This window comes from Ruegeria sp. CDSA089, assembly GCF_059612205.1.
Genome location: NZ_JBXWQD010000002.1, coordinates 216,635 through 241,974 on the forward strand (window position 1 = coordinate 216,635; position 25,340 = coordinate 241,974).

General features: G+C 59.5%; 28 protein-coding genes and 1 tRNA gene. 18 read left to right on the forward strand and 11 right to left on the reverse strand.

The features are described from left to right. The first annotated feature begins 12 nt into the window (after nucleotides 1-12). From AC2FJ6_RS06705 to AC2FJ6_RS06715, 3 genes are read left to right on the forward strand one after another with little or no spacing between them, the layout of a single operon-like run. Entirely contained in the window at nucleotides 13-693 is a 681-nt protein-coding gene (locus AC2FJ6_RS06705; RefSeq protein ID WP_170769158.1) for a molecular chaperone DjiA, read from the forward strand. A 5-nt stretch (nucleotides 694-698) separates the two neighbouring features. Next, nucleotides 699-1,688 carry an endonuclease/exonuclease/phosphatase family protein gene (locus AC2FJ6_RS06710; protein WP_170769159.1) on the forward strand — a complete coding sequence of 330 codons (990 nt, stop codon included), beginning with the start codon at nucleotides 699-701 and terminating at the stop codon, nucleotides 1,686-1,688. 37 nt (nucleotides 1,689-1,725) lie between these two features. Continuing rightward, nucleotides 1,726-2,097 carry a hypothetical protein gene (locus AC2FJ6_RS06715; protein ID WP_170769160.1) on the forward strand — a complete coding sequence of 124 codons (372 nt, stop codon included), beginning with the start codon at nucleotides 1,726-1,728 and terminating at the stop codon, nucleotides 2,095-2,097. Nucleotides 2,098-2,100: 3 nt separating this feature from the next. Here AC2FJ6_RS06715 and AC2FJ6_RS06720 read toward each other — a convergent pair whose 3' ends face one another. The 5 genes from AC2FJ6_RS06720 to AC2FJ6_RS06740 all read right to left on the reverse strand — a co-directional run bounded on the left by AC2FJ6_RS06720 (nucleotide 2,101) and on the right by AC2FJ6_RS06740 (nucleotide 7,887). Then, the gene (locus AC2FJ6_RS06720; RefSeq protein ID WP_170769161.1) at nucleotides 2,101-3,645 is read right to left on the reverse strand and encodes a Ppx/GppA family phosphatase; all 1,545 of its coding nucleotides are present in this window, start codon (nucleotides 3,643-3,645) and stop codon (nucleotides 2,101-2,103) included. A gap of 49 nt (nucleotides 3,646-3,694) precedes the next feature. After that, nucleotides 3,695-4,384 carry a P-loop NTPase family protein gene (locus tag AC2FJ6_RS06725; RefSeq protein ID WP_170769162.1) on the reverse strand — a complete coding sequence of 230 codons (690 nt, stop codon included), beginning with the start codon at nucleotides 4,382-4,384 and terminating at the stop codon, nucleotides 3,695-3,697. Continuing rightward, the gene (locus AC2FJ6_RS06730) at nucleotides 4,385-5,458 is read right to left on the reverse strand and encodes an AI-2E family transporter (protein WP_170769163.1); all 1,074 of its coding nucleotides are present in this window, start codon (nucleotides 5,456-5,458) and stop codon (nucleotides 4,385-4,387) included. It abuts the gene before it with no gap. Nucleotides 5,459-5,548: 90 nt separating this feature from the next. Further along, nucleotides 5,549-6,523 (reverse strand): isopenicillin N synthase family dioxygenase, encoded by a 975-nt coding sequence (locus AC2FJ6_RS06735; RefSeq protein WP_170769164.1) that lies wholly within the window; start codon nucleotides 6,521-6,523, stop codon nucleotides 5,549-5,551. After that, nucleotides 6,523-7,887 (reverse strand): FAD-dependent oxidoreductase, encoded by a 1,365-nt coding sequence (locus AC2FJ6_RS06740; RefSeq protein ID WP_170769165.1) that lies wholly within the window; start codon nucleotides 7,885-7,887, stop codon nucleotides 6,523-6,525. Before AC2FJ6_RS06740 ends, AC2FJ6_RS06735 begins: the two co-directional genes overlap by 1 nt. Before the next feature lie 167 nt (nucleotides 7,888-8,054). Between AC2FJ6_RS06740 and proS the strand changes: the two genes are divergently transcribed. Both proS and AC2FJ6_RS06750 read left to right on the forward strand, forming a co-directional pair. Next, complete coding sequence (proS, locus tag AC2FJ6_RS06745) at nucleotides 8,055-9,395, forward strand: proline--tRNA ligase (RefSeq protein WP_170769166.1); 1,341 nt, start codon at nucleotides 8,055-8,057, stop codon at nucleotides 9,393-9,395. Further along, nucleotides 9,379-10,269 (forward strand): glycosyltransferase family 2 protein, encoded by an 891-nt coding sequence (locus tag AC2FJ6_RS06750; RefSeq protein WP_170769167.1) that lies wholly within the window; start codon nucleotides 9,379-9,381, stop codon nucleotides 10,267-10,269. Before proS ends, AC2FJ6_RS06750 begins: the two co-directional genes overlap by 17 nt. Here AC2FJ6_RS06750 and AC2FJ6_RS06755 read toward each other — a convergent pair. After that, nucleotides 10,266-10,622, reverse strand: coding sequence for a hypothetical protein (locus tag AC2FJ6_RS06755; RefSeq protein ID WP_170769168.1), 357 nt, complete (start codon nucleotides 10,620-10,622; stop codon nucleotides 10,266-10,268). The two genes, AC2FJ6_RS06750 and AC2FJ6_RS06755, sit on opposite strands and share 4 nt — an antisense overlap. A gap of 294 nt (nucleotides 10,623-10,916) precedes the next feature. Here AC2FJ6_RS06755 and AC2FJ6_RS06760 point away from each other — a divergent pair, with 294 nt between their 5' ends. The 3 genes from AC2FJ6_RS06760 to AC2FJ6_RS06770 all read left to right on the forward strand — a co-directional run bounded on the left by AC2FJ6_RS06760 (nucleotide 10,917) and on the right by AC2FJ6_RS06770 (nucleotide 13,973). Next, nucleotides 10,917-11,933 carry a DUF6492 family protein gene (locus AC2FJ6_RS06760; protein WP_170769169.1) on the forward strand — a complete coding sequence of 339 codons (1,017 nt, stop codon included), beginning with the start codon at nucleotides 10,917-10,919 and terminating at the stop codon, nucleotides 11,931-11,933. Between the two features lie 65 nt (nucleotides 11,934-11,998). Then, nucleotides 11,999-13,294, forward strand: coding sequence for a lipoprotein-releasing ABC transporter permease subunit (locus AC2FJ6_RS06765; RefSeq protein WP_496668697.1), 1,296 nt, complete (start codon nucleotides 11,999-12,001; stop codon nucleotides 13,292-13,294). After that, nucleotides 13,287-13,973, forward strand: coding sequence for an ABC transporter ATP-binding protein (locus AC2FJ6_RS06770; RefSeq protein ID WP_170769171.1), 687 nt, complete (start codon nucleotides 13,287-13,289; stop codon nucleotides 13,971-13,973). Before AC2FJ6_RS06765 ends, AC2FJ6_RS06770 begins: the two co-directional genes overlap by 8 nt. Here AC2FJ6_RS06770 and AC2FJ6_RS06775 read toward each other — a convergent pair. Further along, the gene (locus tag AC2FJ6_RS06775; RefSeq protein WP_170769172.1) at nucleotides 13,957-14,394 is read right to left on the reverse strand and encodes a DMT family transporter; all 438 of its coding nucleotides are present in this window, start codon (nucleotides 14,392-14,394) and stop codon (nucleotides 13,957-13,959) included. The genes AC2FJ6_RS06770 and AC2FJ6_RS06775 overlap by 17 nt on opposite strands. A 92-nt stretch (nucleotides 14,395-14,486) precedes the next feature. Between AC2FJ6_RS06775 and AC2FJ6_RS06780 the strand changes: the two genes are divergently transcribed. Beyond that, nucleotides 14,487-14,891, forward strand: coding sequence for a c-type cytochrome (locus tag AC2FJ6_RS06780; RefSeq protein WP_170769173.1), 405 nt, complete (start codon nucleotides 14,487-14,489; stop codon nucleotides 14,889-14,891). Between the two features lie 2 nt (nucleotides 14,892-14,893). Here the strand turns inward: AC2FJ6_RS06780 and AC2FJ6_RS06785 are convergent, their stop codons facing one another. Beyond that, on the reverse strand, nucleotides 14,894-15,580 hold the full coding sequence (locus tag AC2FJ6_RS06785; protein WP_170769174.1) for a hypothetical protein: 687 nt from the start codon (nucleotides 15,578-15,580) through the stop codon (nucleotides 14,894-14,896). A gap of 41 nt (nucleotides 15,581-15,621) precedes the next feature. Next, entirely contained in the window at nucleotides 15,622-16,284 is a 663-nt protein-coding gene (locus AC2FJ6_RS06790) for a DNA-3-methyladenine glycosylase I (RefSeq protein ID WP_170769175.1), read from the reverse strand. 388 nt (nucleotides 16,285-16,672) lie between these two features. Here AC2FJ6_RS06790 and AC2FJ6_RS06795 point away from each other — a divergent pair, with 388 nt between their 5' ends. The 5 genes from AC2FJ6_RS06795 to AC2FJ6_RS06815 all read left to right on the forward strand — a co-directional run bounded on the left by AC2FJ6_RS06795 (nucleotide 16,673) and on the right by AC2FJ6_RS06815 (nucleotide 22,104). After that, nucleotides 16,673-17,623, forward strand: coding sequence for an ABC transporter substrate-binding protein (locus tag AC2FJ6_RS06795; RefSeq protein WP_170769176.1), 951 nt, complete (start codon nucleotides 16,673-16,675; stop codon nucleotides 17,621-17,623). A gap of 10 nt (nucleotides 17,624-17,633) precedes the next feature. After that, nucleotides 17,634-18,683: a quaternary amine ABC transporter ATP-binding protein gene (locus AC2FJ6_RS06800; RefSeq protein WP_170769177.1), complete on the forward strand. Its 1,050-nt coding sequence runs from the start codon at nucleotides 17,634-17,636 to the stop codon at nucleotides 18,681-18,683. Next, on the forward strand, nucleotides 18,680-20,740 hold the full coding sequence (locus AC2FJ6_RS06805) for an ABC transporter permease (protein WP_170769178.1): 2,061 nt from the start codon (nucleotides 18,680-18,682) through the stop codon (nucleotides 20,738-20,740). Before AC2FJ6_RS06800 ends, AC2FJ6_RS06805 begins: the two co-directional genes overlap by 4 nt. Nucleotides 20,741-20,845: 105 nt before the next feature. Continuing rightward, nucleotides 20,846-21,511: an NnrU family protein gene (locus AC2FJ6_RS06810; protein WP_170769179.1), complete on the forward strand. Its 666-nt coding sequence runs from the start codon at nucleotides 20,846-20,848 to the stop codon at nucleotides 21,509-21,511. A 71-nt stretch (nucleotides 21,512-21,582) separates the two neighbouring features. Further along, entirely contained in the window at nucleotides 21,583-22,104 is a 522-nt protein-coding gene (locus tag AC2FJ6_RS06815; RefSeq protein WP_170769180.1) for a DUF2478 domain-containing protein, read from the forward strand. A 137-nt stretch (nucleotides 22,105-22,241) separates the two neighbouring features. Here AC2FJ6_RS06815 and AC2FJ6_RS06820 read toward each other — a convergent pair. Continuing rightward, nucleotides 22,242-22,325, reverse strand: a tRNA-Tyr gene (locus AC2FJ6_RS06820). Nucleotides 22,326-22,441: 116 nt separating this feature from the next. Here AC2FJ6_RS06820 and rlmB point away from each other — a divergent pair. From rlmB to AC2FJ6_RS06840, 4 genes are all read left to right on the forward strand, one after another. Next, entirely contained in the window at nucleotides 22,442-23,215 is a 774-nt protein-coding gene (gene rlmB, locus AC2FJ6_RS06825) for a 23S rRNA (guanosine(2251)-2'-O)-methyltransferase RlmB (protein WP_170769181.1), read from the forward strand. 13 nt (nucleotides 23,216-23,228) lie between these two features. Continuing rightward, the gene (locus AC2FJ6_RS06830; protein WP_414478943.1) at nucleotides 23,229-23,498 is read left to right on the forward strand and encodes a hypothetical protein; all 270 of its coding nucleotides are present in this window, start codon (nucleotides 23,229-23,231) and stop codon (nucleotides 23,496-23,498) included. A 146-nt stretch (nucleotides 23,499-23,644) separates the two neighbouring features. Next, nucleotides 23,645-24,055 carry a YHS domain-containing (seleno)protein gene (locus AC2FJ6_RS06835; protein ID WP_496668699.1) on the forward strand — a complete coding sequence of 137 codons (411 nt, stop codon included), beginning with the start codon at nucleotides 23,645-23,647 and terminating at the stop codon, nucleotides 24,053-24,055. A gap of 199 nt (nucleotides 24,056-24,254) precedes the next feature. Continuing rightward, the gene (locus AC2FJ6_RS06840) at nucleotides 24,255-24,725 is read left to right on the forward strand and encodes a CoA-binding protein (RefSeq protein WP_170769184.1); all 471 of its coding nucleotides are present in this window, start codon (nucleotides 24,255-24,257) and stop codon (nucleotides 24,723-24,725) included. Nucleotide 24,726: 1 nt separating this feature from the next. Here the strand turns inward: AC2FJ6_RS06840 and AC2FJ6_RS06845 are convergent, their stop codons facing one another. Further along, nucleotides 24,727-25,320, reverse strand: a complete 594-nt coding sequence (locus AC2FJ6_RS06845) for a hypothetical protein (protein WP_237217130.1) — start codon at nucleotides 25,318-25,320, stop codon at nucleotides 24,727-24,729. Nucleotides 25,321-25,340: the final 20 nt, after the last annotated feature.

A 25,340-nucleotide genomic window follows, 5' to 3' on the forward strand; every position in this document is an offset into this window, starting at 1 on the left:
TAGGGTGCCCTCATGTCGATCTGGACCCGCATATCCGACGCGCTCAGCGCGCTTGCCCAAGGCGAAAGCCTTACGGCTGTTTTCGAAAAGCTGCGCACGCCGCCAGAGCGTTCGGTCGCGTTTACGATCGCTGTTATCGCGCTCGGGGCCAAGATGGCCAAGGCCGATGGTCAGGTAACGCGGGATGAGGTCACGGCCTTTCGCGACGTCTTTCAAATCGCACGCGAGGACGAAGCCGACGCGGCCCGCGTTTTCGACATGGCCCGGACCGATGTTGCCGGCTATCAGGAATACGCCCGCAAGATCGCCGGGATGTTCGCCGATGACAGCACCACCTTCTGCGACCTGATGGAGGGGCTGTTTCACATCGCCATGGCCGACGGGTTCTATCACCCCAACGAAAACGAGTTCCTGGAGGAGGTCAGCCGGATTTTCGGTCAGACCGAAGCTCAGTTTCTGGCCCTGCGCGCGCGGTTTGTACCGGATGCGCCGAATGACCCTTACACGGTGCTGGGGGTGCCTCGGGATATGCCTTTGCCAGATATCCGCAAGATTTGGCGTCAATTGGTACGCGAAACCCATCCCGATGCGATGATGGCGCGTGGTGTCCCGGAAGAGGCGATCCGGTTGGCGGAGAAAAAGATGATCGACATCAACCGCGCCTGGGATGAGATCAACGGCGCGCGAGCCTGACCGCGATGCGGCTGGCGACCTACAATATCGAATGGTTCGCCAATCTGTTTGACCGCAAGGACAGGCTGATTGTTGATGACAGTTGGTCTGGCAGGCAAAATATTACCAAAGCTCAACAGGTCGAAGCCATCGCTAAGGTCCTGACTGCGGTCGACGCGGATGCGATGTTGATTGTCGAGGCGCCAAATACCGGCAAAACTCAGAACAGCGTGCGCGCCCTGCAAGGGTTTGCAGAGGCGTTTAATCTACGCACCAGCCATGCGGTGATGGGATTTGCCAACGATACGCATCAGGAACTGGCGCTGCTCTATGATCCTGCGGTGCTGACGGTTCGTCATGACCCAAAAGGGACCGGGTCAAATGATGCCCCTCGTTTTGATGGGGCGTTCCGAATTGATCTCGACATTGACGCCACCGAAGACCTTGTCGAGTTCTCAAAACCGCCGATGGAGCTTGCGGTGACGACGTCCGATGGAGCCAGTTTTCGCCTTATTGGCGCGCATCTGAAGTCCAAAGCCCCCCACGGAGCCAGTAGCCGGGACGAAGCGATCCGCATATCGATTGCCAACCGGCGCAAACAGCTGGCGCAGGCAGTGTGGCTGTCGCGGCGCGTTCGGGCGCATCTTGAGGCGAATGAGCCGGTCATTCTGTTGGGCGATCTCAACGACGGGCCGGGATTGGACGAATTCGAAAACCTGTTCGGGCGATCCTCGGTCGAGATTCTGGTGCAAACGGGATTGTTTGATCCCCATGCGGTTTCGGCCCACACAGAAACGCCACCGTCAACGGCCCGTTTCGCGCGGCCGGCCGATGGCGGTTATCTTGAGGCCCTGCTGGACTACATCATGATCAGCGATGGTTTGCGGGCGCTCAACCCGCGCTGGCGGATTTGGCATCCGTTCCATGACCCGGCATGTTTGGCCGCAAAGGAGTTACACGGCGCGCTTCTTACGGCCTCTGACCACTTTCCAGTCACGTTGGATATCGACCTGTGACCTTACATGCGCGGCGTTTTCGCCTTATATTCTCACTATGAGACATTTCATCACGATCTGCGCAATTTCCACGGCGCTAAGCACGCCTGTTCTTGCCGAGGACGAGCCCGGCCAATCACTGATGGATCAGGGGGCTGAATTGTTCTTTGAGGGATTGCGAAAGGAAATGGAACCGGCGTTGGACGAATTGCTAGGGCTAGCCGACCAATTTGGTCCGGCAATGCAGTCCTTTATGGCCGAAATGGGTCCGGCTTTGGCCGATCTGGCTGCCGAGATTGAGGATTGGAGCGCCTATGAGGTGCCTGAAATCCTGCCCAACGGGGACATCATAATCCGCAAAAAACCGGAACCCCCGGAAGTTGCTCCGCAGACGCCACCCGAGGCACCCGAAGGTGAGATTGATATCTAAGGTTCAGCGTTTCAGCACGATCCGGGTTTCGGACTTCAACGCAGTTGCCAGAGAATTCAGCCGCGCCTCGGCCACTTCGCTGAACAAGGCGGCAGCGGTTTCGGGCAAGAACAACTCAAGCTGGCGTTTCTTGGGGTAAAAGCGCAGCTTGCCCATGGTAGCGTCGTTCTGCATCCACAACATTGCGCCAAAGCGCATGGCCTTGCCCAGAATCTCGGCCTGTTTCTGGTCGTTTTCGTCCAGCAACTCGTATAGCGGCGCAAAGCGTGTGTCCTCGCGCTTGTTGCGATAGCGGTGCTGTAAAGCCAGCCCGATAAACACCCGTTCCGAGTGTTTCAGCCCGCCCAGATTGGCGCGGGTGACATAGTCAAAGCAGGTCTCTGCCCGGTAGTCGGGATGGGCGCGCCAGCTTACGTCATGCAGCAGACAGGCCGCCTTGATTAGCCGCACTCGCGCTGGCGGGGCAGATTTGAACAGGGGCATCACGAAGTCGAACAGGTGTTTGCCGAACCCGGGCAGGCGCGCATCCTTGGCCTCGGAAAACCGGCTGGCTTCGATCAGCGGATCACGGTCGCGCAGAATTTGAGGCATCTGTTCGTATAGCAGCCCTTCGCGGATACCATAGCTTGAGATCGCAATATCCTTTGGCTTGAAGGTGCGCAGCAACCGCGCGAGCACGTCCATCGCGTAAGGGATCAGCGCCATGCGCGAGCTTGAGACGCCGGCGCGGTTGCGCAGTTTTTCGGGGTCGCTTTTTTCGATGAACTTGATCGTTTCATGTACCTGCTTGGTGGTCATGCGGTATTCATGCAAAACGTTCAGGGGATAGCCCCGACGCAACATGTCCAGACGCGCAAAGGCCCGCCAACTGCCGCCGACCAGAAACAAACGATCCCGCTGCGGACCAAGCCGGTCGCGCAGGTCCTCCATCGTTTCCTTGATATGCGCCTTGCGTGCCCGGCGACCACCTTTAATGTCGCGCAGTTTCAGCGGACCAAGGGCTGATGTCAGGCGGCGGCCTACGTCTCCACCCCCGATTTCGGCCAGTTCCATCGAGGAACCGCCGATGTCGCAGATCAACCCATAGGCACCGGGCCAGCCTAGCAGGACGCCTTGGGCAGACAGGCGCGCCTCTTCCCCGCCATCGATGACCGAGACGGTCAGACCGGTCTCGGAATGGACGTCCTCGCAGAAGGCCGGGCCATCTTCGGCCTCACGCACGGCGGCGGTGGCGACCACGTGCAGGCCGGGCAGGCCCAGATCATCTGCCAGTTGGGCAAAGCGGCGCAGGGCGGCCAGCGCGCGTTCGCGGCCACGGGGATTGAGCCGCCCGGTCTCGGACAGACCTGCGCCCAGCTCACACATGACTTTTTCGTTGTAGAAATAGGCGGGCGAGCGCGCCGCGCCGTCAAAGATCACCATCCGGACCGAGTTCGACCCAACATCGACAACGCCGACGCGCGACAGAGCGCGGGCCTCGGGGTTGTCGAATAGCGGCTTTCCGAAAGGCCCCCAGTCGGGGATGTCGGTTTCGACGGTCTGATCCATGTCTCTTCCAGATATTCCGTGCTCAGAATGCGAAATCGTTCGTTGCGGGTCAATCGCTGGATGCGACTTCAGCGGGGTCTGAATTGAGAACCCGCACAGCCAGCGCGCGGGTAATGTCGCGTTTCTCGGTCAGGGCCAGCATATCAAGCTGGGCGACCACGTCGGCAGCTGTTTCAAACCGACGGTCCATATGTTTGACGAGGTACGAGATCACCTCGGGGCCGGGGTTCAACTGCCGGTCCACGAATAGTTTAGCCAGAACCGCGCCCAGTAAAGCATCGTCGGGCGGGTCCAGCGAAACGTGATGCGCGCCTTCGATCCTGCTTTGCAGATCGGGCAGGGGCAGTTCCCAGAATTTCGGAGCCAGACGCCCGGTCATAAGCAGGGCGTTACCTTCGGCCAAAGTCAGGTTGTGCAGGTGAAACAGCGTCTTTTGCCGTTCGGCATCGTCGGCAATCATCGGCACATCTTCGATGGCAATCGGAGTTTGGGCCAGTGCCGGAACATCTTCGTGGCGCAGATCGGTGGCATGCAGAATACGCCCGCCGGTTTCCGCCGCCCAAACATGGGCCAGATGCGTCTTGCCTGAACCGGCGGGGCCGCTCAGGACCAGTTTGTTACCCGGCCAGGACGTGGCCGAGATCATGGCGACCGCCAGCGCGTTTGCGGGCGAGACGAAAAAATCCTCGCGCCCCAGCGCAGTTTTGGCTGGAAGATCGAAGTTCAGTTGGCGGGCCATTCAGTCGTCTTTCTGGTTCAAGCCTTCCAGGCCGGTATACAGTCGGCTGTCCAGATAGACCGAGGTGCAGAACCGTGCAAGAACCCCAAGCGCCGCTGCGACCGGAACGGCCACCAGCATTCCGACAAAGCCAAACAGCGCTCCAAACACTGACAGGGCCAATAACAGCCAGACCGGATGCAGCCCGACCGAGCTGCCGACCAGCTTTGGGGTCAGGAAATTGCCCTCGGTCACCTGACCGACCGCAAAAATACCCGCGACAAGCGCGATATGCGCCCAATCGCCCCAGAACTGGAACAGCGCCAGACCGATGGCCAGCGATCCTCCGATCAGGGCGCCCAGATAAGGGATGAACGTTACCAGCCCGGCGATGAACCCAACGATTAGGCCGAACTGCAGACCGACAGCCATCAGCGCGACCGCGTAGTAGGTGCCCAATATCAGGCAGACCGTGCCCATGCCGCGCACAAATGAGGCCAGAACATCGTCGATTTCACCCGCCAGCCGTTTGATGGTCGGGGCGTGGTCACGGGGCAGCAGCTCTCCGATCCGGGCGATCATGCGATCCCAGTCCAGCAGAAGGTAGACGGCCACAACGGGCACGATCACCAGCAGGACAACGACGTTGATCGCCGACCCGAGCGAGGCGGCGACGGACTGAAGAACATCCCCGGTTTTGGATTGCAACGTTTCACCCAGCGACACCAGGAACTGATGCGAACTGGATTGGGTATCAAGGAGGGAAGGGAATTTTTGTTCGACAAAGCCGCGCAGTTGTTTGACGAGGCTTGGCATGAACTCGATCAGATCAATCAACTGCGTCACCAGCGCAGGAACCACCATCAAGATCAGCAGGACAAAACCCAAAACCCCAACCACGGTGATAAGCCCGGTGGCGGCCATCCGGGACAGGCCAAAATTTTCAAGACGGTCGGCGACCGGATCAAGGAAATAGGCAATGGCCCCGCCGATCACAAATGGAAGCAAGACATCGCCAAGGGCCCATAACATCAGCACAAATACGGCAGCGACGATGCCCCAATACCTAAGCTGATCCTTCACCGGCAAAGCCATGGCTGTCCCCTTTTTGCGGCGCTTGCCATCGTTCTTGGCGTATGCAGCACGGTGATGCAAGTGCTTCATGCACGGGATATTTTCAGCCTGTCAGTCTTGCAACGTTCCCAGTTCCGGCGTCGCCTCATCCGCAATTTCATCGGGCCAGTTGGTTCGCCATATTTCGGCCGACCAGTGACCGCAGTGAACAGCCGGGCGGTCAAAACCGGGTTGCGGCTCCAACAAGGGCGAGACAACAACGTTATGGCGTGGCACCGCGAAATAGGGAAACGAGTACCGTTCTTGTCCAGATCGGTTCACGACCCGGTGTGGCGTGGATTTCAAGCGCCCACCGGACCATAGTTCCAGCATGTCACCGATATTCACGACAAACCCGCCCGGCGGGCAGTCCGGCGTGATCCAGCCACCTTCGCGGTTCTGAACCTCCAGCCCTCCAACTGGGTCTGGCGCGATGATGGTCAGCGCGTCGGTGTCCTTGTGCGGGTGGATGCCATAGCCGCCTTCATCCGGAGCCTGCGGCGGGTAATGCAGCAGAGTCATGTTGGTCATTGGATCGACAAAGGCATCGCGAAGGGCGCGCGCGGGCAGGGGCAGGCCGACCTCTAGCGCGCCCAGCAGATGATCGGCCACCGCATCCAGTTTCGACCAATAGCCAAGTATCGTGTCGCGCGCGCTATCCACGCCCTTTGGCCAGAGGTTAGGGCCATAAAGTGCGCAGTCCTGCCGGATCGGTGCATCGGGGGCCACGTCATAGTGTAGCTTGTAGCCTTCGTATTTGTCGGCCTTGCCTGATCCGTCATTGGGGGTGAAGAACCCCATTGGGATATATCCACGATAGTTCTCGCGCGTGATCGCCTGATCCCATTTGGCGCTTTCCTCGACCGCAAAGATATCGCGCACGCAAGCGCGCACGGCGTCTACAGTATCGGGGGAAATGCCCGTGCCGGTGATCGATAGAAAACCGATACCGGTGCAGGCGTCCATGATTTGCTGAACGGTGCTGGCGTAGTCCGGGTGCGCCGAGTCGCGCAGGGGGGTGATGTCGATGGTCGGGATATGCTGCATCAGTGAATCCGCACGCCCTGACGGTCGAGTTCTTTGTGGACGGGGGCGAGATTCATCGTGTCGACCTCCTGATTGCTTTTCAGCGACAGCGCAGCGGCGATGCCTGCGCCTTGGCCCATGACAGCGCAGCAGGCCATGTTGCGTGTGGCGGCATGGGCCACTTTGTCGGCTCCGTGGGAACGGCCCGCTACCAGCAGCCCTTTGATTCCCTTGGGGAGCATCGAACGATAGGGCACCTGCATGTACCGCCCCGTGGTGGGCAGGATTAGGATGCCATAGCCGTCAATGAATTCGGGGTAGATGCCGATCGTATCTTCGAACCGGCCCTGATGGCGGGCGTCATCCTCGGTCATGTTGTAAATCGCGTCGATCTTGCGGGTGTCGCGGATGCCGATGGTCATTCCGAAATTCCGCAGCCGCGCGTTTTCGCAGCCCGGCATGAAGCGCCGCAGTGCCTCAATGGCCAGCATCGACTGACGGCGGCCCTCGATCTCGCCCCGCGTCAAGCTGTCGGGATCGGTGCCGTCAATCTCGGCCAGATGGATAAGGTTCATATAGGTCAGCTCACCCGTATCATGCATCGCGCCCCACGTGCCTGCGATGGTGTTCAGGTGCGGCGGGATCATCCCTGCATCAATCGCCTGTTGGAAGGGCTTGTGAACGAAGGGCGAGAACATGTCGTCCTCTTTCCCTGAGGTCTCGATGTTCCACTCACCACCGCCGCCCCAGTCCTTATAGGTCTGCGGGTCGGCCTTTACGCCCTCCATGAACGCGCGCTTGTCGACACCGGCCAGATGGAACATGACCGAGGCCGCCATCATATCCTCGCGCGCGGTTTTGTGGGTCGGGGCACCGGCGCGGTGGGCGACATCGGCGTCGCCGGTGGCGTCGATCACCACGCGGGCCAGAATCGCCTCGCGACCCGCTTTGGATTCGGTGATGATGCCGGTGATCCGGTTGCCGTCCATGATCGGGGCCACAAACTGACGGTGCAGCATCGGATGCACACACGCCTCTTCGACCAGTTTGTCGGCGACCAGCTTGAACCCCTCGCTGTCCAGCTCATAACTCAGCGACTGGCTTTCCGGCACCGCCGCGCCCATGTCCTTGGCGCGGGTCTCAAACTCCATGCCGATGCCCCCAGCCTCGACCGTTTGTTCGTGGCGATACCATGCGAACCCTTCGACCCCCACGGCGGTGATGTTGCCGCCCATGCAGCCGAACCGGTCGACCATAGACACCTCGGCCCCGGCACGCGAAGCGGCCAATGCGGCGGCCAGCCCGGCGGGGCCAGAGCCCACGACCAGAACATCTGTCTGGTGAACAACAGGAATTTGACGGGCGGGTTCCGAGATTGTCTGCATCGGGGCCTCATGTTTTTACATTCCTGTCACATTTGAGGTTCCTGACTGGCGGGTCAATAAAAAATGCGACGGGCCGGTGGTCGCAAAAACGCCATTGCGTGATTGCCCCCGGCGAGGCTTTGGCATAATCACCTTGCAGCGAAATTTTCACCTTTGAAGGTCCTCCCATGCGCCTGAGCCGTTACTTTCTGCCCGTTCTCAAGGAAAACCCCTCCGAGGCTCAGATCGTCAGCCACCGGCTGATGCTGCGCGCGGGCATGATCAAGCAGGCATCCGCCGGGATTTACTCGTGGCTACCGATGGGCTTCAAAGTGCTGCGCAAGCTGGAAAACATCATCCACGAGGAGCAGGCGCGCGCTGGCCACATAGCGATCCAGATGCCGATCATCCAATCGGCGGACCTGTGGCGCGAATCCGGGCGTTACGACGACTATGGTCAGGAAATGCTGCGGATGAAGGACCGGCATGACCGGGATATGTTGTTCACGCCGACTGCCGAGGAACTGGTAACCGATATCTTCCGCGGCCACGTCAACAGCTACAAAGACCTGCCGCTGACCCTGTACCAGATCCAGTGGAAGTTCCGCGACGAAATCCGCCCGCGTTTCGGCGTTATGCGGGGGCGTGAGTTCTACATGAAGGACGGATACAATTTCGACCTGACCAAAGAGGAGGCGCTGCACGCTTATAACCGCCATCTGGTCAGCTACCTGCGCACCTATGAGCGTATGGGCCTGCAAGCCATCCCGATGCGCGCCGATTCCGGCCCCATCGGTGGCGATGACACGCATGAATTCCTTGTGCTGGCCGATACGGGTGAATCCGAGGTCTTCTATGACAGCGCTGTCACCGACCTGAGTTTTGGCGACCGCTTGATCGACTATGATGACCGCGCGCAATGTCAGGCAATCCTCGAGGAGTTTACCTCAAAATACGCACGCACCGACGAAACCCATGACGAGGGGCTGTTCAACCAAGTGCCGGAAGAGCGCCGCCGCGTGGCGCGAGGGATCGAAGTGGGGCAGATCTTCTATTTCGGGACCAAATATTCCGAGGCGATGGGCGCGACCGTTCAAGGCCCGGATGGCAAGCCGACCCCGGTTCACATGGGCAGCCACGGCATCGGCGTGAGCCGCCTGATCGGCGCCATCATCGAGGCCAGCCATGACGACAAAGGCATCATCTGGCCCGAAGGCGTAACCCCGTTCCATTGCGGGATCGTGAACCTGAAACAGGGCGACGAAGAAGCAGACGCGGCCTGTGACAAGCTCTACGGTGCGCTGACTGCGTTGGGGCTTGAGCCGCTCTATGACGACCGCAACGAGCGGGCAGGCGGCAAGTTTGCCACCATGGACCTGATCGGTCTGCCATGGCGCATCACCGTTGGCCCGCGCGGGTTGAAAAACGGTGTGGTTGAACTGACCTGCCGCCGCTCGGGCGAGAGCGAGGAACTCAGCCCCGAGGCCGCCGTCACCAAGATCGCCGAGATCTATGAGCAAATCGGCTGACACCGACGCGCCGCTGATCTCGGTCATCACGGCGACGCATAACTTGCTGTCCCAAGGGCGGCAGGATAGCTTTCGCGAAGTGATCACCTGTATGGCTCGCCAGAAATGTGGGCGGGCCGAACATGTCATTCAGGACGGGGCCTCGACCGACGGCACAGTTGCCTTTCTGCAAGAGGTCACTGCAGACGCGCAGCGGACTCGCGTGATCAGCGAACCGGACCTCAACCTCTATGACGCGATGAACAAGGGGGCAGGGGCCGCGAGCGGCCAGTATCTGCTGTTTCTGAACTCCGATGACTCGCTGGCCTCGGATAACGTCCTGAACATTGTGGCCGACCGGCTGATAGCGAGCCAACCCGATTTTTTGTATGGTTCGACCTTGCGCAGGTTCGAGGATGGGACAGAAAGCCGCGAAAAGCGCATGTCGCTGACTGCGATCCTGCAACGGATGCCGTTCTGCCATAACTCAGTCCTGATCCGGCGCGACGTGTTTGCGGCGCTGGGCGGCCATGATCCGCAATTCCGCGTGGCGGCTGATTATGACCTGATGCTGCGTATGATCACGGCCGGGTATCAGGGCGAACGGATGGATGAGCCGATCTCTATGTTCTGGGGGCGCGGGGCCAGCAGTGATACGGATGTGACGGCCCGTGACTATGCGCGGGTTTGGATGAAGTATTACGACGGGCGTAAAGCCGCGCGTGACTTGACTGAGGAAGATTTCTGCCGGTTCTACCATCGCGGCCACATGCCCGCGAAACTGGTCCTTGGGCGGTTGATCGAACCAGGAACATGCGCCGGTATCAAAGCGGCGGCGCGCCACAGCCTGTGGAAGACCACGCGGCGTTCAGTCCAGTTCTGGCGCAGCTTCTAAGCGCCGTTCACCGAAGGTCGGGCGGCTAGCAGGTCTCCGGTTTCACTGTCGCGGGCAACAACGATGGGGCGTCCCATCCGTTGCACCAGATCGCGAAACTCCAACCCCAGAAACCGCAGCCCGCAAATCCGTTTTGCCGTGGCGATCTCGGTGACACACAGCCGACCCTGTCGGAAGGCCAGTTGATACCCCTTGTCTTTCAGAATATCGGTGAGGCTGTTCCAACTTGCAGCACTTGCAAATAAAGGTCGGATCGCGGCCCTCAGCAATGCGGCCGTTTCACAATCCAGTTCTGTTGATGCCTGCCGGGCTGAAATGACGCCCGCTTCTTCTTTGTTTAGTCGAATACTCATGAGCGACCCCCGCTCCTACAAATGTATTCCCCCACAGTCAGGGTGACAAAGTTTCGCAAAATAATCAAAAATCGAAATTTTGTTCCGCGCGATATGTTGCATTTTGAGTTCAGTCGATCACGCAAACCTAGCATTGACTACATAGCTGAAACAGTTGCGCAATGTCTGTGAACGGCGTCACAACCCTTGGTGTGTCTGACGGATGTCCACTTACGCTCTGATTGATCGAGCCCTTCAGCAGGCAGAGCTGATTCGGGCGTTGGGTTGGTTGGAACCAAACGGGATTGCTGATAGATGGGCGAAAACCTTGAAAGGGTCCACCTGGTGCTGAGTTTCGCAACGGTCGTATATTCCAAGGACTTCCCTCTGCTGGAACTTCAGGCGCGATCCTTCGCCCGGTTTGTTGATCCGGCGCAGGTCGGGTCGGTCCATGTGATCATGAACGACGTTGATGAAGGTACGTTGCGGCAGCAGATCGAGCCGATCCTACCTGCCTACGGAGCGCTGCAAGACAAGGTGCGCGTCCTCAGTGGAGACGATGTTTTATTGGGGGCCGGTCATTGTGCGCGACGTCCGGTTCTGGATCGTGTGCTGATCGAGAACCGCTTTCGCATTCCGCTGATCCGCAAGGGCGGTTGGCGTGGCAACAATGGCTATCGCAATCAACAGGTTCTGAAATTGGGCGCAGCGCGGGTCGCGGCGTCCGAGAATATGGTCATTCTGGACACCAAGAACCTGTTCCTGCGCCAGTTTGATGAGGCAGAGTTCTTTGCGCCCGGCGGCGCGGCGCGCATCCCGTTCATAGACATTGAAAGCGATTTTCACCGGAACTGGCTGCTGCAAAGTCTGGATGCCCTTGATGCGTCTCGGCCTGATCCTGGGAAGACTAAGACGACGACCTTTGCCACGCCGTACCCGGTGCGCCGGTCACTTGCCCTGTCTCTGCTGGATGAAATCAACGCGCGCTACGGCTCGGTTCAGGCCTTGTTCGCGTCGCACAGGCGGCCGTCAGAGTTCATGCTGATGAACGCGTTTTGCCTGAAATCCCCCGACGGATACCCGCCCTGGTTCGAAGAGGCCGAGTCCACAGCCATCGGGCTCTGGCCCACCTATTCGACCGAGGTGTTAACGCAGTTGCTGGGACTGCTAGATGACCCGCGCACATTGACGCTTGGGTTGCACAACCGTGCCATTGCAAACCTGCCCCTGAATTTGCGCGACCGTGTCTTTCACGAGCTTGAGGCGCGCGGCATTTGCGACCGGAACCGGGCCGAGGCCGTGTTGCAGCAAACCGCCGCCCTGTCGGGATAACGCACGGCTTGACCATTCGGCCAAATGCCGAAAGGGTCACGTCCAACAAAAACACCGGAGCAGGTATGGCCAAGACACCCCCGCCTTTTGCACCTTTTGAATGGAAAATCGCTTGGCGATATCTACGCGCGCGCCGCGCCGAGGGGGGCGTCAGCGTAATGACCTGGATCTCGCTGATCGGGATCACGCTGGCGGTTTTCGCGCTGATTGCGACTTTGGCGGTGCGTTCTGGGTTTCGGGCCGAGTTCGTGGGCACCATTCTGGGGGCCAACGCGCATGTGACGGTTTATTCGGCAGGCAATTTCGATGAACAAGGACGGATCGACCGGACAATCGTAAACTATGATCAGGTGGCGGACCGGATCGGGCAGGTGCCCGGCGTGCAACGTGCCGCTCCTCTGGTGAAGGGACAAGTGCTGATCACCAATCACCAGCGCAGCAGCGGGGTTGAGGTGTTTGGCATCCAGCCGGACGACCTACTGGACCTGCCGGGCATCGCTGAAAGCGATCAGGCGGTGGGGGATCTGTCGGAATTCCAGAACGAGGAATTCGTCATCGCCATCGGCTCAGGCGTGGCGCGCAGTATCGGCGCAACAGTAGGGGACACAGTCAAGCTGACCTCGCCCAATGGGGTAAAAACGGCCTTTGGCACTTCGCCCCGCGTCAGCGCCTATCGGGTGGTTTATGTGTTTTCAGCCGGGCGCTATGACATCGACCGCACCCGCGTGTATATTCCGTTCGAGCAAGCGCAGACCTTCTTCAACCGCGAAGGTGTCGCCGATGAGATCGAGGTTATGGTGGATGAGCCCGAGAATCTGACACCCATACTGATCCCGATCCTTGAGGCCGCAGGCGACCGCAGTCAGATCTGGACCTGGCAGGACGCCTCTGGCGGGTTCCTGCGCGCGCTTGAGGTCGAGGACAATGTGATGTTCATCATCCTGTCGATCCTCGTACTGATTGCGGCGATGAACATCGTTTCGGGTCTGATCATGCTGGTCAAGAACAAGGGGCGAGATATCGGCATCCTGCGCACCATTGGCCTCAGCGAGGGGTCTGTCCTGCGCGTGTTCTTCATCTGCGGGTCATTTACTGGCATTATCGGCACCACGATGGGTGTGGTGCTGGGTTGCCTGTTTGCGATCTATATCGACCCGATCTTCAGCTTTGTGAATTTTGTCATGGGCGGCGGGGTCTGGGATCCGTCGATCCGGGGCATCTATGCGTTGCCTGCTGAATTGCACCTGTCCGATGTGCTCAAGGCGGTCGGGCTGTCGCTGGGCCTGTCCTTTTTTGTCACCTATTTCCCGGCCCGTCGCGCGGCGCGGCTGAACCCGGTTGAGGCGCTGCGCTATGAGTGATGTGACATTGCGGCTGAACGGCCTGACCAAAACCTATCTGCAAGGCACACCGGGCGAGGTGCAGGTGCTGCGCGGCGTCGATCTGGACCTAAGCGCGGGCGAGGCGGTGGCACTGGTGGCGCCCTCTGGGGCGGGCAAGTCGACGCTGCTGCACATTGCCGGTCTGCTGGACACGCCCGACAGCGGCACCGTTGAGATCGCGGGGCAGAGCATCGCAGGCAAAGGCGACCGCACCCGCACCGCGCTGCGGCGGCAGGATGTGGGCTTTGTCTATCAGTTCCACCATCTGCTGCCCGAGTTCACAGCGCTGGAGAACATCACCCTGCCGCAACTGGCCAATGGTGTCTCCGAGAAAGCCGCACAGGACAGGGCGATGGCGCTGCTGGATCGCGTCGGTGTTGCCGTGCGCGCGGATCACCGCCCGGCAGCCCTGTCTGGGGGCGAGCAACAGCGGGTCGCCTTTTGCCGCGCGCTGGCCAACGCGCCGCGCGTATTGTTGGCGGATGAACCGACGGGCAATCTGGACCCCGATACCTCGGATCAGGTGTTCGATGCGCTGATGGCATTGGTGCGGGACGAGGGGCTGTCGGCCCTGATCGCCACGCACAACATGGATCTGGCTGCCCGGATGGATCGCAAGCTGCGGCTGGATGGGGGTATTCTCAAGCCAGTTGCGTGATCGCCACCCCGGCGGCCATCACTGCGATACCGCCTGCGCGGATCCATGTCAGCGGCGTGACCTGCGCTCCGAACAAGCCGAAATGGTCAATGGCAGCGGCGCTGATCAACTGCCCGATCAGCACGAAGAACACTGCGTTGCCCACGCCAAAATGCGGGGCGACGTGGGTGATCGACAGGACATAGAAGGCAATCAGCACACCGGCCAGTAGCAGGTGTTTGGGGGCTTCGGCGATTTTGGACAGGGCCCCAAAGCCGGGAAAAACCACCATGACCGCTGCTGAGGCCGCAAAGGCGATGGCAAACAGAACCACCGCCGCCGTGGTGGGTGAGCCGATCATCTTGCCCAAAGCCGCGTTTAGCGCGGCTAGAATGGGCACTCCGACCCCGGCGGCCAACATGATGACTGCATATTGTGTCATGGCCCGTATCCTTTGGTTGCGTTGATCTGGATCATTGCGCCAAGCCGCGCCTCGGGCAAGCCTGCAAATGTCAATCGGGACAGGAGGATGCGATGATCAGAGCGATAGTTGGGGGTGTTTTCGTTGCGGCCGGGATGATGGCGTCGCAGGCCGGTGCGCAGGATGTCGAAGAGGGCGCAAAGCTCTACCAGCATTATTGCGCAACATGTCACGGGATCGATGCCACCGGGCATGGTCCGATGGCCGGAGTTTTAGTTATTCAACCCGCAGACCTGACAACACTTGCCAGCGATGATGGCACGTTCCCGGTCGCTCGTGTCGTTTCACGGATCGACGGGCGCGATCCGCTGGTCAGCCATGGCAGCCCGATGCCGGTCTATGGGCCGTATTTCGACGGGCAGGACACCTCGATGAAAACGCCACAGGGGCAGCCGATCCTGACAAGCCAACCGATCGTGGATCTTGTGGCCTATCTTGAGACATTGCAGGGCAACTGAGCCTAGCGGCATATTCCTTCGATTTTGGCCTCGGACCACGGGATGACAACCGCCCGCTCGGCCCGCTCACTGGGCAGAGGGGCCAGATCGAAATGCGCGCCCAGCATTTCATGCAGTCGCTCGGTGCGGGGCGCAGTTGGGTCCAGGGCGCGGCAGCAGACATATTCCTCGACAATGGCACCTTGCTGTTCGAACCCGTAGGACAGGAAATCGGACGAGGTCGCCAGATCGAATAGGTAGGGGTCTTTGTTGCCGCCATGTTCTGCCGCTGCACGCAGGGGATGATAGCCCGTGGTCTTGCGGTTCTGCCACTGCCAGACATGGGTCAATTCATGCGCCAGAAGCATGGCAGCGATCAGGTTCATCTCTTCGGGGAAATCGGACATGTAGTCCTCAAGATACCAATCCTGTGTGAAATAAACCTTGTTGAACAGGGCTACGGCGGCCGGTTTTGCCGTCACCACGCCTTCTTCCTGCGGGGGCAGGATACGCTCGCGACATGCCAGTCGCGGACGTTCCTTGCGGTAAAAGGTGATCGGGGCAACCGGTGCCCCTTTGACCAGACGGACTGTGCCCACATCCAGCGTATCGCCCTGAATGGCGCTGGCGAATGCGACCTCCTGATCGGTCAACGGACGACCGCATGAGGTCAATAATAATGCAGACGTCATCAAAATAAGGCGCAACATGTTCGCAGCTTAGTCCTTAGCTTCTGCTCTGTAATCTGTTTTCAAACGCTCATTGCCAATACGCGGCTGATTTCGGTCAGGGACCGGCCTGATTGATCCATCCATGTGTTAAACGCCTCTTGCACTGCTGCCATCGCTTTCTTCGAGGTGGGTGATTTGTCGATCACCCCTTCGGCAATCAGGCGCGCAGTGACGTCCTGCGACAGGATGAAACTGTCCCGCCCGGCAAATCGCATCGCATATTGTGCCGAGGCCCCGCCCAACCGCGATCCACGTTTGGCCAACATCGCAAGCAACCCCACATAATCCGTCGAAGGCCACCCCCCAAGCACATGCCCCGCTCCGCCTTCCTGCCGAAGTTCCAGCAGAAACGCCGCGTTGTCCCGCACGGTTGCGATTTTGGTGCCGTTTCGGACGATTCGGGTGTCGGTCAGCAGGGCGTCGAATTTCTCATCATCCATGAAGGCGCATCTGCCCACGTCGAACCTGTCAAAGGCGGTCTCGAACCCGTCCCATTTGTTTTCAATGACTTTCCAGTTAAACCCGGCTTGAAAGATACACTTGGTGATCACCGCAAGCCAGCGGTCTTCGGGCATCGCGGCCAGTTCCTCCAACGGCTTGGGCTTGGTGAGTTTTTCGCCCAGGGCTTGCGCGCCGCCATGACGGTCTGCGGCGATTTGAAAGAGTTCGTCGAAATGGCGCATCGGGGTCCTCCGACTCAAAGGTCGCGCTTTGATGGATGGGTTTCAAGCCCTCACAAACGCAGTGTGAAAACGGGCAAAGGCAAAAAAGTTGCGTTTGGGCAAAAGAAATACTCGACAAAGTGTTTGGATTGGGTTTGTGATTGACTGATCAATCAATATCCCGCTCGAAAAAATGTGATAGACAGAAAGGGCGAGGGTATCCTGCACGTATCAGCAGGGGGGACAGGCAGATGGACCTTACGCGTGATTTCCGCGCCGGGCCCAACTGTTCGCTTCCCTTTTCCGGCTGATTTTGTGCATGTTGCGGCATGGCAATGTCGTGAATCAAACGCTCTGGCCCGTTTTCATGTGCGGCCGGACGAACACAAAGAAGACAGGGAGAATGTCGATGAAGAAACTGAGTGTAAGCCTTTTGGCCATGACCGTCGCCGGATCGGCCTATGCCGCCGAAATGGGCGCCGTGGATGAGCCGATCAAACTGGCCATCAACGAATGGACCGGTCAGCACGTGACGACGCATGTGGCCGGCGAGATGCTGAAAGCTGCAGGCTATAACGTTGAATACGTTACCGCGGGCATGATGAACCAGTTCCAGGCGCTGGCCGATGGCGATATCGACGCAACGCTAGAGATCTGGTCCTCAAACGTATCGGATGAATACGCCAAGAAAGTCTCCGAAGGCACCGTGGTTGAGATCGGTGATCTGGGTCTGGATGCCAAGGAAGGCATCGCATACCCTGCTCACGTGGCAGATTTGTGCCCCGGTTTGCCTGCATGGGAAGCTCTAAAAGACTGCGCGCAGGTCTTTGCGACGGCAGAAACACTGCCTGGTGGCCGTCTGGTAGACTATCCGGCTGATTGGGGTACGCCGGGTGCTGACCGCATGACCGGTTTGGAACTGCCGTTCAAAGCTGTTCCTGCCGGGTCGGAAGGCGCTTTGATTGCCGAACTGCGTGCCTCGACCGAGCGGAAATCACCATTGCTGATCACCTTCTGGCAACCGCATTGGGCGATGTCCGCATATGACGTGCAATTCGTTGAGCTGCCTGCCGGTGAAGAAGCCTGTTTCAACGATCCCGCATGGGGTCCAAACCCCAACGCGTTGAATGATTGTGACTTCTCGCCCTCGCGCATCTTCAAGGCCAGCTGGAGCGGCATGGAAGACAAGTGGCCCGCAGCTTATGAAATTCTGACCAACTATCAGTTGGCAGTCGAAGATCAGCAGCCGATGATGGGCGCGATTGACGTCGACGGCGGTAAGGTCGAGGAAGTCGTCGCCGCATGGATGGCAGAAAACGAAGGCAAGTGGCGTCCGGTTGTTGACGCGGCAACTCAGTGAGTCTGCCTAAGTGACTGACGCGCAAACACCAGCTATTGCCTGCCAGAATCTCTGGCAGGTCTTTGGCCCCGGTGCAGACAAGGCCCTGACCGACGCGCTGTCTCGGTCAGGGAATGACGCCGACAAAGCCGCCACAGACTTGCGCGAACGCGGGTTCATTCCCGCCGTGCAGGATGCCAATTTCGAGGTCAAAGAGGGGGAGCTTTTCGTTATCATGGGCCTGTCGGGTTCGGGTAAATCGACGCTGATCCGCTGTATCTCGCAATTGCTGCCCGGCACGGGTGGAGAAATCCGCGTGGATGGCGAGAACGTTATTGGAGCCTCGAAAAAGGTACTGACGGACCTGCGCCGCAAAAAGCTGGGCATGGTGTTCCAGCATTTCGGCCTGTTCCCCCATATGACCGTCGCCGAAAACGTGGCCTATCCGCTGCGTGTTCAAGGCGTTGGTAAAAAGGAACGTCTGGCCCGCGCGCAAGAGGTGATCTCATTGGTCGGCCTTGAGGGGCGCGAAGACAGCTTCCCACGGCAGCTATCGGGCGGTCAGAGGCAACGTGTGGGCATCGCCCGCAGTCTTGCCGTGAACCCCGACATTTGGTTTTTGGATGAGCCGTTCTCGGCCCTCGATCCCCTGATCCGTCGTCAGTTGCAGGACGAATTCCTGCGCATACAGGCGACGTTGAAGAAATCCATCGTCTTTATCACTCACGATATCCAAGAGGCGCTGAAACTGGCCGACCGCATCGCGATCATGCGCGATGGCAAGATCGTGCAGATCGGCACGCCCACCGATATCGTGCTGCGCCCGGTTGATGACTATGTACGCGAATTCTCGAAAGACGTCGCCAAGGGCCAACACGCCAAGGTCGCCTCGGTCATGCGCGACGAGTCCGAGCGTGGCCCGGACGATCCCGGTCTGACAACCAGTATGACATTGGACGCTGCGCTGGCGCATTGCATGGAGCTGTACGAACCGGTGCCAGTGCGGGATGAGGCGGGCAATATCGTCGGCACGGTTCACCCGTCCGATCTGGCTGCGGCGCTGCAGGTGGATGAGACATGACGGCGATCACGGACATCCCTGCACAGGCGCGCCTGACGATCGGAGCCAAGGCGGCACTGATTACTGTTGTCGTCGGCGCGCTGTGTCTGGCGCTTGAGGGTATTGCCCCGTGGCTGGTTAAATGGCCCACCGCATGGGAGATGCCGGCGACGCAGTGGGTCGGAGCCTTCCTCGACTGGTTCCTGAACGGCATCAAACCGGCGATGCGGTTGTTTTCCGACCTGATGACCTATCCGATGGATGCGGCGAATTTTGTTCTGGCAAATACGCCATGGCCGATCCTGATTGGGCTTGTCACCGCGCTGGGCTGGTATCTGGGCGGGCTGCCCATGGCGGCGCTGGGGTTCTTCGGCCTCAGCTTCGTGCTGGCCTCGGGCTATTGGGCTGAAAGCATGAACACTCTGGCGCTGGTGGCCGTTTCGGTCCCAGTGGCGCTGGTTGTGGGTGGAGGGATCGGCATTCTGGCCAATGAGATCCCCCGCGTGAAAAACTTTGTTCAAGCCGTGCTGGACGTCATGCAGACCGTGCCGACCTTCGCTTATCTGACGCCTTTGCTGCTGCTCTTTGGTTTTGGCCCGGTGGTGGGTCTTATCGCCTCGGCCATCTATGCTGCGCCGCCCATGGCGCGCAACGTGATGCTGGGGCTGGAACGGGTCGAACCCGAGATCAAAGAGGCCGCCATCATGTCCGGCGGAACCCGGTTCCAGCAACTGTTTCAGGTGGAGATTCCAGCGGCTGCAACGCAGATCATGGTCGGTGTGAACCAATGCCTGATGGCCGCCTTGTCGATGGTAATCATCGCCGCCGTTATCGGAGGCTTCAACGATATCGGCTGGGAAGTTCTACTGACCATGCGCAAGGCGCAGTTTGGCGAATCCCTGATGGCCGGTCTCGTGATCGTGGTGTTTGCTGTAGTCATCGACCGGATGAGCGGCACGCTCGCCACCGAACGCAAACGCTATGACCAGCGAGTCGTCTGGGCGGTGCTGGGCTTTACCGTGCTGTTCACTGCGGCCTTCTGGCTGTGGCTTCCGAACCCCTCTGATTTGACCCTGTTGGACCCGATGGCCGGGGCCATCGACAGCGGTCTGACCGCCTTCACTCAGGCCAACGGCCCTTGGCTGGATGCGCTCAAGAACAACTCGCTGTTCTATGTGCTGCTGCCACTGCGGATTGGTCTCGACCAAGCAGTGCTGCCGTTCACATGGGGCTTTCAGTGGACACCGGGCATGAGCTATGGCCTGTTCGCTGCGGCTGCCGTCATCGCGGCGCTGATGGCATGGCGCGGGCATCTGACCGGAGGGCTGGTTGTGCTGATCCTGATCGGCATGTTGGAAACCGGCATTGCGAACCTGCCATGGCCGTTTGTCCTAACCGGTGCCGCTGCCCTCAGCTATGTTGCAGGCGGCTGGCGACTGGCTGCGCTGTCAGTGGGGCTGCTTTGCACCATCCTTGTCTCGGGCCTGTGGGAGCGTGCCTTGTTGTCGCTCTACCTCAGCGGTGCGGCGGTGTTTTCCTGTGCCGTGGTCGGCGGGCTGATCGGTCTGGCCAGCGCGGTTTGGGAACCCGTTTGGAAAATCGTCCGTCCGATCTGTGACATGTTGCAGACGATCCCTCTGTTCGTGTTCCTGATCCCGGTGCTGATGGTGTTTCAGATCGGCGAGTTCTCGGCCTTTCTGGCGATCTGCGCTTACGCGGTCGTGCCGATGATCCGTTACACGCGGCACGGCTTGGTCAACACACCAGCCGAGATGATGGAGGCCGCCATTTCCAGCGGCGCGACCGAGTGGCAGATCATGCGCGATGTCCGCGCGCCCTATGCCGCGCCGACCATCCTGCTGGGGCTGAACCAGACAATCCTGTATGCCTTTGCGATGCTGGTGATCGCGGCGCTGATCGGCACCACCGGCCTGGGCCAGTCGATCTATCTGGCGCTGGGGCAGGCGGATGTTGGGCTTGGCATCTCGGCCGGGGCGGCGATGGCCATTCTGGCGCTGATTGCCGACCGTATGGTTCAGGGATTTGCCGAAGAACGCCGCAAGGCGCTGGGCCTGTAACAAAGGGCAGGGCGCGGCGTGACCGCCCCGCCCGCCACTTGATTTCGGACAAAGACGGACCCGCCGCGCAGGACTAGACCGGGCGCAACAGGTTCGGAGCATCTTATGACCGGTTGGGTTCTTTTCCTTGCAGCGCTGATCACCTTTCTGCTGACACATGCCATTCCGGCACGTCCCGTCGTGCGCGGGCAGTTGATCACGGTGCTGGGGCGCAAAGGGTATTTCGCGGCCTATTCCGTGCTGTCACTTCTGGTTTTGGGCTGGTTGATTATCGCTGCTGCCCGGGCGCCGTATGTCGAGGTAATCCCGCCCTGGACGCTCTTCCGCTGGGTGCCTTTGCTAGTCATGCCGGTGGTCTGCTGGCTTGCCGTCTCCGGGATGGCGATCCAGAACCCGTTCTCGTTCTGCGGGCTGGGTCAGCGCGCGTTTGATCCGGAAAACCCGGGCATCCTGAGCAGCACGCGCCATCCGGTGCTGGCGGCGCTGATGCTTTGGGCGCTGGCGCATCTGCTGGCCAATGGCAGCCTGTCGCATGTGATCCTGTTCGGTCTGTTTGGGGGCTTTGCCGCGATGGGTATGGCTCTGATCGACCGGCGCAAATCCCGGGAGATGGGCATCGAATGGATTCGCCTGTCCCGCAACACCGCGCGCTTTTCCCTGCGCGCCCCGCATCCCTGGCCGCCCCTTTGGGTCTGGCTGGCCTCACTTGCTGCTTTTGCGGTTCTGCTTCACCTGCACGCAGCTGTGATCGGGCTTTCTCCGCTGCCGTAGCGCAGAAGAGTGGCCGGACCGCATCTTGCGTGCTATCTGGAATGTCACAGTTTTACGACGAGGGTCCCTGAATGTACTTGGCCTATGTAACCAACACCGATCGCGGCGCGACCGACCGCTTGCTAAGTGCGGCCGCAGAACAGCTTTTGAAATCCGGTGCACGGCTGTCGGGTGTGGTGCAAACCAACACCGAATGCGCCGACAACACCAAGTGCGATATGGACGTGCGTGTCCTGCCCGAAGGTGAGACTATCCGCATCTCGCAATCGCTGGGAACGCAGTCTCGCGGCTGCCGTCTGGACCCTGCCGCGCTGGAGCAAGCCGTGGGCTATGTCACGGCCTCGCTGGAGGATGCGCCGCAGTTGCTGATCGTCAACAAATTCGGGAAGCACGAAGCCGACGGGCGCGGCTTTCGTCCCGTCATCGCCGAGGCACTGGCACAGGACATCCCGGTTCTGGTCGGCGTGAATGGCCTGAACAAAGAGAAATTTCAGGACTTTACCGGCGGCGCCGCGGAAGAAATTGCACCAGATCTGGATGCGATCATCGACTGGTTCAACCGCGTTTCCGCACAAAGGGCTGATGCTGCATAAGCCAAGTCCTTTGCAGGTAAGTCTACAAAACGCCTTTGGTCCGCCAAGGGCGTTTTTTGCAAAAAGGCGATCGGGAAAGCCAGAAAACGCAACGCACCGAATGCAGCATGTTGCGCTTTGTCACCATCTGGGGAAGATGGTGGGCGACCCTGGAATCGAACCAGGCGTGCGTCTCCGCGAGGGAGTTACAGTCCCCTGCCACACCTTGCGGCCTGTCGCCCACTGTCAGGCGTTGCACCTGACGTGGAGGCGTGATTACTAGCGCCTTAAACGAGCGTCAACAGGAAAATACCGCTTTGGCGCAGGAAACCGAATTCCCGGCCCGGAGGCCCAAGAAATGAAGAAACCCAAGTGGGTCGTTGAAAAGGAACAGGCGCGCAAGGCGGCGGCTTCTGAAACCGTGTGGCTGTTCGGCCTGCACGCTGTGCGCGATGCCCTGATGAACCCGAAACGACAGAAGCTGCGTCTGATCGTAACCCGGAATGCCCGTGACAAGTTGAGCGAAGCCATTGAATTTGCAGGGGTCGAGGCCGAAATGGTCGATCCGCGGAAATTTACGGCTCCAATCGATCCCGGCTCGGTGCATCAGGGCGCGGCGCTTGAGGTCAAGCCGCTGGACTGGGGCGGATTGGCCGAGAACTGTATCGGGCGTGAACACCCGCGTGTCATCCTGCTGGACCGTGTAACCGACCCACATAACGTGGGGGCGATTCTGCGCTCGGCTGAGGTCCTGGGGGCCAGTGCGGTCATCGGCACGCGACATCACTCGGCCCCGGAAACTGGCGCTTTGGCCAAAACGGCCAGCGGCGCGTTGGAGCGGCAACCTTACCTGCGCATGCGCAATTTGGCCGATACCATTGTCGAGCTGCAGAATATGGGTTTTCTGGTCCTGGGCCTGGACGGAGAGGCCGAGCAAACAATTGAAGAGACGCTGGATGGCCGGTTCGACCAGCCGGTCGCCTTGGTGCTGGGGGCTGAGGGGCCGGGATTGCGGCAAAAGACCAAAGAAACCGTGGATCATCTGGTGAAAATCGACGCAGCGGGCGGTTTTGGGTCTCTGAACGTCTCAAATGCGGCGGCGATTGCCCTATATGCATCGAGACACAGATAGACAGGAGCGCGCCATTTCCACCCCTTCGAAAATTGCCACCTGCTGCTATTGCGGCACGCGGGCCGCATTGGTGCTGAAAGGCAAGCAGCGCCATGAGCTTAGTTGCTCAAGCTGCGGCGCCCCCTTGCACGACCTGAAAATGGTGCCCAAGCGTAAACTGCCCGAGCCCAAACCGGATCGCAGATACGAAAAGCCACGGAAAGCCAAAAAGAAGAAGAAAAAGGGCGTATTCTCGCGCGTGTTCGATGAGGCGTGGGATGTGATAGAGGATATTTTCGACTAACTCAGTTTATTCGGGCACGACCGTTCACATCCGCGTTAATTGGGGTTTCAGATGCGTTAAAGAATTGCATCTTGATACCCTGACTTTCTAATGAACGCGCTATGATGATGAACCGACGTTTTCTCTTTGGTGCAATTTGTGCCGCTATGATTGCTCCTGCCGCGTTTGCGCAGGAATTGCCCGTTTTCTACAAAACGGACGGCGCAGCTATGGCCGGCTATGATGTGGTGTCCTATTTCGGGGATGGTGCACCTGTTCGCGGTCTGCCAGAGTATTCGGTCGTGTGGAAAGGGGCTGAATGGCACTTTGCAACAGCCGAAAACCAAGCCGCGTTTGAAATGAACCCACGGGCCTACGCCCCGCAATTCGGCGGCTATTGCGCCTATGCGATGGCACAGGGTGAGCTGGTCAGTACCGACCCAGCGCTGTGGCGTGTGATTGACGGGCGGCTCTATCTGACTCACTCGCGCGAGATTGAGCGTATGTGGATACAGGATACTGCCGTTTACATCGAAATGGCCGAGGCGCATTGGCCCGTTGTCCTTTACGAAAACTAGGCGAAGTTCCGCTTTTCGTGATCTGTCATCACAAAAATGCGCACCCCCTCTTTTTTTCAACCAAGACATGCTTAAATGTCACAGTGACCGCGGAACGGAACTGCCGCGGGTCATTTCACTGTCCCTCGTTCCAACACCTTGCGCCCAGGTCTTTACCTGGGCGCTTTTTTCTTTGGTCCTTGGCGCATAAGGTGGCCGCATGACCGACTATACCGATGCTTTCCTGACTGACATCCTGAAACGTACCAAGACAGTGGCCGTTGTTGGTGTGTCGATGAATCCGGTGCGCCCCAGCTATTACGTGGCGCGCTACCTGTCGTTGAAAGGCTACACGGTCATTCCGGTCAATCCCGGACATGCGGGCAAAGACTTGTTCGGCAATACGGTGCGGGCGTCCCTGTCTGAAATCGACGAACCGGTCGATATGGTCGATATCTTTCGCCGGTCCGAGGCGGTTCCCCCGATCGTCGACGCGGCGTTGGACGCCTTCCCGAACCTGCGCACGATCTGGATGCAGATCGGCGTAGAACATCCCGAAGCGGCCGCCAAGGCGCAGGCGCGCGGGGTTGATGTTGTGATGAGCCGTTGCCCCAAGATCGAATACCAACGCCTGTTCGGAGAGCTGCGTATGGGTGGGTTCGCCACCGGAGTGATCTCATCCAAGCTTTGAGCTATTCGCCTGCATAGGGCAGCAGTGCACCGTATTGTTCGGCGCGTCGTTTTTCCAGAACGGTCTCGCGCGGGACCCAGTCATATCGGGTGTCCTCGGGCAGGGGGGACCAAAACAGGACGCCACCATACCGCCAGGGGTCCAGAATCACGCCGTCATACATCGTCTCGCCCTTGCGGCTGATGATCGCTGTGCTGTGGTCAATTCGAAATGGGTTGTCAGCATTCGCAATGGCGCGGTGCATCTCAAGCGTTCGGAACTGTTCCTGATCCAGGCGGCGTTCGATGTCCTCGGCCCAGTGCCAGCACAGCCCGCGGGGACGCAGGCCCTTGTTGACCTTGGCATTATGGATCAACGGAGGATCGGTGATCTGATATTCCTGCGCCAACTGTGCGGTATAGGCATAGGCGATCTGGGCCGCCCGGTCAGCCTCTTCAGGGTCGATGCCCGGCCCGAGGCTTCGTATTTCAGTGGCCAAACGCTGCACATCCTCCGGCGTCGACCGAGGAGCGGTCGCGCAAGCGCCCAGTACAACAAGGGCCAGCATGAACAAAATCGGCCTGATCAGCGCCAAGATTCCTAAGCGAAGGGTCATGCAGCCATCTTAAAGCGCGA

Coding starts and splice junctions, on each gene's coding strand:
- AC2FJ6_RS06785 (WP_170769174.1), bottom strand. CDS start 15,580: ATGTTGCGCCTTATTTTGATGACGTCTGCATTATTATTGACCTCATGC.
- AC2FJ6_RS06810 (WP_170769179.1), top strand. CDS start 20,846: ATGACCGGTTGGGTTCTTTTCCTTGCAGCGCTGATCACCTTTCTGCTG.
- proS (WP_170769166.1), top strand. CDS start 8,055: ATGCGCCTGAGCCGTTACTTTCTGCCCGTTCTCAAGGAAAACCCCTCC.
- AC2FJ6_RS06780 (WP_170769173.1), top strand. CDS start 14,487: ATGATCAGAGCGATAGTTGGGGGTGTTTTCGTTGCGGCCGGGATGATG.
- AC2FJ6_RS06835 (WP_496668699.1), top strand. CDS start 23,645: ATGATTGCTCCTGCCGCGTTTGCGCAGGAATTGCCCGTTTTCTACAAA.
- AC2FJ6_RS06715 (WP_170769160.1), top strand. CDS start 1,726: ATGAGACATTTCATCACGATCTGCGCAATTTCCACGGCGCTAAGCACG.
- AC2FJ6_RS06845 (WP_237217130.1), bottom strand. CDS start 25,320: ATGACCCTTCGCTTAGGAATCTTGGCGCTGATCAGGCCGATTTTGTTC.
- AC2FJ6_RS06740 (WP_170769165.1), bottom strand. CDS start 7,887: ATGCAGACAATCTCGGAACCCGCCCGTCAAATTCCTGTTGTTCACCAG.
- AC2FJ6_RS06725 (WP_170769162.1), bottom strand. CDS start 4,384: ATGGCCCGCCAACTGAACTTCGATCTTCCAGCCAAAACTGCGCTGGGG.
- AC2FJ6_RS06720 (WP_170769161.1), bottom strand. CDS start 3,645: ATGGATCAGACCGTCGAAACCGACATCCCCGACTGGGGGCCTTTCGGA.
- AC2FJ6_RS06790 (WP_170769175.1), bottom strand. CDS start 16,284: ATGCGCCATTTCGACGAACTCTTTCAAATCGCCGCAGACCGTCATGGC.
- AC2FJ6_RS06705 (WP_170769158.1), top strand. CDS start 13: ATGTCGATCTGGACCCGCATATCCGACGCGCTCAGCGCGCTTGCCCAA.
- AC2FJ6_RS06775 (WP_170769172.1), bottom strand. CDS start 14,394: ATGACACAATATGCAGTCATCATGTTGGCCGCCGGGGTCGGAGTGCCC.
- AC2FJ6_RS06750 (WP_170769167.1), top strand. CDS start 9,379: ATGAGCAAATCGGCTGACACCGACGCGCCGCTGATCTCGGTCATCACG.
- AC2FJ6_RS06770 (WP_170769171.1), top strand. CDS start 13,287: ATGAGTGATGTGACATTGCGGCTGAACGGCCTGACCAAAACCTATCTG.
- AC2FJ6_RS06805 (WP_170769178.1), top strand. CDS start 18,680: ATGACGGCGATCACGGACATCCCTGCACAGGCGCGCCTGACGATCGGA.
- rlmB (WP_170769181.1), top strand. CDS start 22,442: ATGAAGAAACCCAAGTGGGTCGTTGAAAAGGAACAGGCGCGCAAGGCG.
- AC2FJ6_RS06760 (WP_170769169.1), top strand. CDS start 10,917: ATGGGCGAAAACCTTGAAAGGGTCCACCTGGTGCTGAGTTTCGCAACG.
- AC2FJ6_RS06735 (WP_170769164.1), bottom strand. CDS start 6,523: ATGCAGCATATCCCGACCATCGACATCACCCCCCTGCGCGACTCGGCG.
- AC2FJ6_RS06795 (WP_170769176.1), top strand. CDS start 16,673: ATGAAGAAACTGAGTGTAAGCCTTTTGGCCATGACCGTCGCCGGATCG.
- AC2FJ6_RS06730 (WP_170769163.1), bottom strand. CDS start 5,458: ATGGCTTTGCCGGTGAAGGATCAGCTTAGGTATTGGGGCATCGTCGCT.
- AC2FJ6_RS06815 (WP_170769180.1), top strand. CDS start 21,583: ATGTACTTGGCCTATGTAACCAACACCGATCGCGGCGCGACCGACCGC.
- AC2FJ6_RS06765 (WP_496668697.1), top strand. CDS start 11,999: ATGGCCAAGACACCCCCGCCTTTTGCACCTTTTGAATGGAAAATCGCT.
- AC2FJ6_RS06755 (WP_170769168.1), bottom strand. CDS start 10,622: ATGAGTATTCGACTAAACAAAGAAGAAGCGGGCGTCATTTCAGCCCGG.
- AC2FJ6_RS06710 (WP_170769159.1), top strand. CDS start 699: ATGCGGCTGGCGACCTACAATATCGAATGGTTCGCCAATCTGTTTGAC.
- AC2FJ6_RS06840 (WP_170769184.1), top strand. CDS start 24,255: ATGACCGACTATACCGATGCTTTCCTGACTGACATCCTGAAACGTACC.